Origin of the sequence: Nostoc sp. (genome assembly GCF_036919595.1) — a bacterium.
GTDB lineage: Bacteria > Cyanobacteriota > Cyanobacteriia > Cyanobacteriales > Nostocaceae > Nostoc.
The window spans coordinates 1-4,408 of the sequence record NZ_JBALCO010000050.1; the positions used below are offsets into that span (position 1 = coordinate 1).

General features: G+C 43.9%; 4 protein-coding genes. All 4 read left to right on the top strand.

Translation table 11 applies throughout. The annotated features are described in order from the left end of the window. Positions 1–66: 66 nt before the first annotated feature. Positions 67–336 (top strand): hypothetical protein, encoded by a 270-nt coding sequence (locus tag V7K21_RS06850; RefSeq protein ID WP_335172724.1) that lies wholly within the window; start codon positions 67–69, stop codon positions 334–336. After that, the gene (locus tag V7K21_RS06855; RefSeq protein WP_335172726.1) at positions 306–752 is read left to right on the top strand and encodes an HNH endonuclease; all 447 of its coding nucleotides are present in this window, start codon (positions 306–308) and stop codon (positions 750–752) included. The genes V7K21_RS06850 and V7K21_RS06855 overlap by 31 nt, the downstream gene beginning before the upstream one ends. Positions 753–758: 6 nt before the next feature. Beyond that, positions 759–1,052: a hypothetical protein gene (locus tag V7K21_RS06860; protein WP_335172728.1), complete on the top strand. Its 294-nt coding sequence runs from the start codon at positions 759–761 to the stop codon at positions 1,050–1,052. A gap of 327 nt (positions 1,053–1,379) precedes the next feature. Beyond that, positions 1,380–3,653, top strand: a complete 2,274-nt coding sequence (dpdD, locus tag V7K21_RS06865; RefSeq protein ID WP_335172730.1) for a protein DpdD — start codon at positions 1,380–1,382, stop codon at positions 3,651–3,653. The last annotated feature ends 755 nt before the right edge of the window (positions 3,654–4,408 follow it).

Consider the following 4,408-nt stretch of genomic DNA (forward strand, 5'->3'; position numbering starts at 1 on the left):
CCTCTACAAGGTTATAATCATTGATTAATTGAGGCACAATAGAACCAAAGACACTGTGAACACACAATGACTACTCAATTGATGGTTCAACCCTCATCCTTAATATCTTCTGGTATCAGGATGAGCGAATTCGGTGATATTTATCTTTTTAAATTTACCAATGAGCTACAGTCTCGCTTTGAAGAACTGTTGCAGAAGAAAAAAGCTGATACGCTCACTCCTGAAGAAGAAGCTGAATATGTAGGCATTTCCGAACTTGAGCGAATATTTACCTTGATTAACGCTCAACTAGCAGCCAAAAGTAAATGGTGTCCGAACAAACTCGAAGACTTGTAAGAAAACGAGCTGAATATCTCTGCGAATACTGTCACTCTCCAAAATACTTGAGTCCAGACCGTTTTACCATTGACCATATCATGCCGCAGTCTTTGGGTGGCTCTGATGAACTGGATAATTTGGCATTAGCTTGTCATCGCTGTAATGAGCGTCACTATAATTTTACAGTAGGTACTGATCCCAACACTCAAAAACAAGTCCCTCTATTTCATCCCCGTCAGCAACAATGGTCTGAGCATTTTATTTGGACAAAAGACGGGACAAAAATTGTAGGTACAACTTCTACAGGGAGAGCTACTAGCCATCGTTTTGACTTCAATGATGAACGTCGGGATGAGCCTTCGATTCAAGTTGCTCGTCGTTTTTGGGTAGAAGCGGGTTGGCATCCGCCCCAGTTAGATCCACGTCAAGAATAAGAAGAAATGTCATCCCGTTATATTCACTCCCGCCTAAGTTCCCGCCAAATCCCTGACTTACTCCAAACAATCTTCGTCGCCGAACTTATCACCCCCAGCCAATACATTTGGCTTGTTTCACCGTGGATATCTGACATCTCCGTTATCGATAACACCGCCAACACCTTTCTATACTTAGAACCCTCATGGAGTCGTTCCCGCATTCGCCTCTCTCTCCCAAGTCCTCGCCACTCTAGCCGAACGCGGAACGACTGTACACATTGCTACCCGTCCCGACTCTCACAACCACAGATTTATTGAACAAATCAAAGGCAAAACTGACTATCAGGACGTTCCCGTGCGATTCCACATTACCGAATAACTCCACGCAAAAGGTATCCTGGGAGATGGGTATTATCTTGCAGGTTCGATGAACTTCGCCTACAACGGTATTACAATCAATGAGGAAGTTGTAACTTATGAAACATCCCCAGAAGCGATCGCTGAACAACAGTTGATTTTTACTAACCGATGGGGAGGGGTGTAATGCTATTTTGGATTTTGGATTATTTAATTCTTAATCTTGTAACGATTTGAGTATTTTTTATTACACATTCTACTCTATTAACTATGTGATATTCAAAAGCGATGACTAATGCTAGCAATGCAGATATCCGCCACTTCCTAGAGCAGTTTTTTGGCACTGACAACAAATTTGATCTTGGCAAGATTGAACGTGGCGAAGGAAAACAAGCCAAAATCCGTCCTTGGGTCGAGTTGTTGACCAAAGGCGAACCTCAGCCAACAATTCTTCCCTGCTGGCGTTCTGAGAGTGTAGATTGGTACGCCATCGCCCTTTCGGAACGCCAATTACGCCGTTTGAGTGAAGAATTAATGGCGTTTGTTGGCCCCACATATTCGACATTTCGCGGACAAAAAGCGCAACTAAACCCGCAAGACCCTATAGAATTAGCAGTTTACAAATTTACTGGAGGTGCTGCGGTCAAACTGTGCGGACAGGCGACGGATGTTTGGGAAGCACTAGAACGGATGCGCCAAGTGAGTGAGAGACGAGTGAAACGGGTCGCAGATATTCCCCGTCCCACAGGTCGCGTACTGCGGGACTTTTACATGGCATTGCAAGCAGGCGATCGCATTGCTGCGGAAAACTCACTACAATACCTTGTAGACCAGCATCGTCTGGATGCGCTGAATCTGCTGTTTCTGCGGGTGCAACTCTTAGCAGAACTAGAGCAATGGAATGAGTTGCTTACCCTCCCGGAACTAGGTAATCTTTTGCAGGTTCGCCGCCCCTTCGCCGTTACCCAAGCTCTGCTGAAGGCAGTATACCGCACTGAACTACAACATTTTGAGGACAATAACGCCCCAGGCAGTGCTGTAACCTATTTCCAAGAAGTAGTTTTCCCGCGTTACAACAATCTTTTTGCTGTCCGTGCAGGCAGTAAAATCCCAGAAGTACTGAAATTATTTATGCTGCTGGCGGTGGGTGGAGAACCAACGAAACCTGTACTTCGAGACGAACTGCTGGCAATTGGGGAAGTTGAAGAAACTCACCGCAGCTATTTGCATCTTTTAGCAGTGCAGCTAAAAGATGCTACCCCGAACAGCGAAGGCGACCCCCTGCAACAAGCCGAACAGCTATCCAAAAATGGAGACTTTGATCAAGCTTTTTCATTGCTTTGTAATGCTACGTCGTCGAAGGAGAAAGTTCGCTTGCTCCTTCAATGCGCCTACGAGTTGCAAACTTTGGCGGTGGAAAAAGCTGTATTGCAAGCCTTTGACGAGTTGACTGCTGACGAGCAAACAGCCTTGCTAAAGGTACGTTGGAACCAAGATTTTCTTACTCAACTGCGGGGAAGCCAGGAAGGTACAACAAAAGACACCCCAACAGCTTTATCTGTCCCAACGAATTGGTTGGAGTGGTTATGGCAACTTGATAAAAAGCCAACCTGGGAACGAGCGTTATACACTGCACGCCAGGGTTCTGCCGAGTGGGATGTCACTAGCTTGCTGATGCAACCACAGGCGGTGGCAGAATTTGACGAATTGTTAAGTAAAGTAGGCTCAACAGCTGAGTCTATCCTGCACGATGCGCTTCCCTACTTGCTGGGATTTTTTCAGAAAGATGAGCAATTTCCCCGTGGCGAGTTTCTCAGCCTTTATTATTCATTACTAGAACTGCTAGTCCTGAGTACAGAGGGTGGGGATGTTGATTTGGTTTTGTTCAATGATTTAGCGATCGCTATTTTAACTTTGGGAGTTAATACAGCAAAATATACAGAGATTGTAGACTATGCTTTGGAGCTTTGGGACAGGTTCGCCTCACCCAAAAAAGTTGATTGGATGCTTGACTTAATTGATGTACTAATATCATATCCCTGCCCAGTCCTAGAAAAGCGCGAACAACTTCTATTTGCTACGGCTGAAACTCTACGCCGTTTTACAGAACGTATTGATGAAGTGCAAAGGGGAATCTTTCGCGCTTTGGTAAAAGATTTACACTTAGGAGAATCGTTTCCAGATTTGCTTGACGAACCAGCGAGTTTAGTCGAGCAAAATCTGGAAGTTGAGGTGAATATTTTCCAAAAACTCAAGAGTAAATCTGTTCTTATTTACACTCTCACAGAAACCGCAGCAATCAGAGTAAAAAGTATTTTAGAAGCAGCTTGTAAAGAAGTGACAGTTTATCTCAGTCATGACAAGGGAGGTAATGATAGGCTGCGTCAGTGGGTGAGAAATTCTGACATTGTTGTGATGGTGACGGCTAGTGCTAAACACGCAGCCACAGGTTTTATTGAAGCGAATCGTCCATCGCATCTTGCGTCGATTCTTTTGGTTAACAGTAAAGGTAGTGCAAGTATGCTGCGTGCGATTAGCTTATATCTTGCACCAGGCGACTAGAAGTCGCACGCCAGGTGCTTCAAGTCGGCAAAGCCGCCCAACGCACTGGCTTGGCTACACAGGCAAAACCCGCGCAGGCGGGTTTTAAACCTTGATTTTCCGTTAGTCTTCACAATACCAGGCGGACTTCGTTTCTTCGTTTATATAGCCGCGATTTCTAATCGCTAAGGCTAGGTGCATGTGCTTTTACCCATTGCATGACCAAATTGTGAACCATACTGTGACCAAAAGTTAACGTAATTTTAAGGTTTTGGGCAAATCTTCAACCTAATTTTATGAATCAAATTATGTCCGCGTGTTTTTAATGTGAACCATAATGCAACCAAAAGTTTTATTTTTGGATTTGGCAAAAAATGCAGAGCAAGACACACTAATTCCACCCTTAAATTTTAAATTTTCGGTCAAAATATGATTCAAAACGTCCACAATATGGTTCAAAAATATGTTTAGCCAAAAATTGAGTGATAAGCGCGATCGCATCTATACTCAGTTTTAAAAGCTCTGTTCGCCGCCTGCGTACAAATGAACTATAAAAGCCTTGTTGCTTGCCGTACTTGATAATTGAAGTTTTTTAACTCAACTTATAATTTTGAACTAAATGTTGTCCTAAGTGATTTTGAAGTATGTCGTGACCGTTTGGACAAAATATGGTTCAAGTCACAGTGCAAGATGTGAGTTAGGGAATATTTGGCATGTTCAAGCTAATAGACTAGGGGCGATCGCAAGAGCGCCGTTAACTTGCCGGATGATATAAC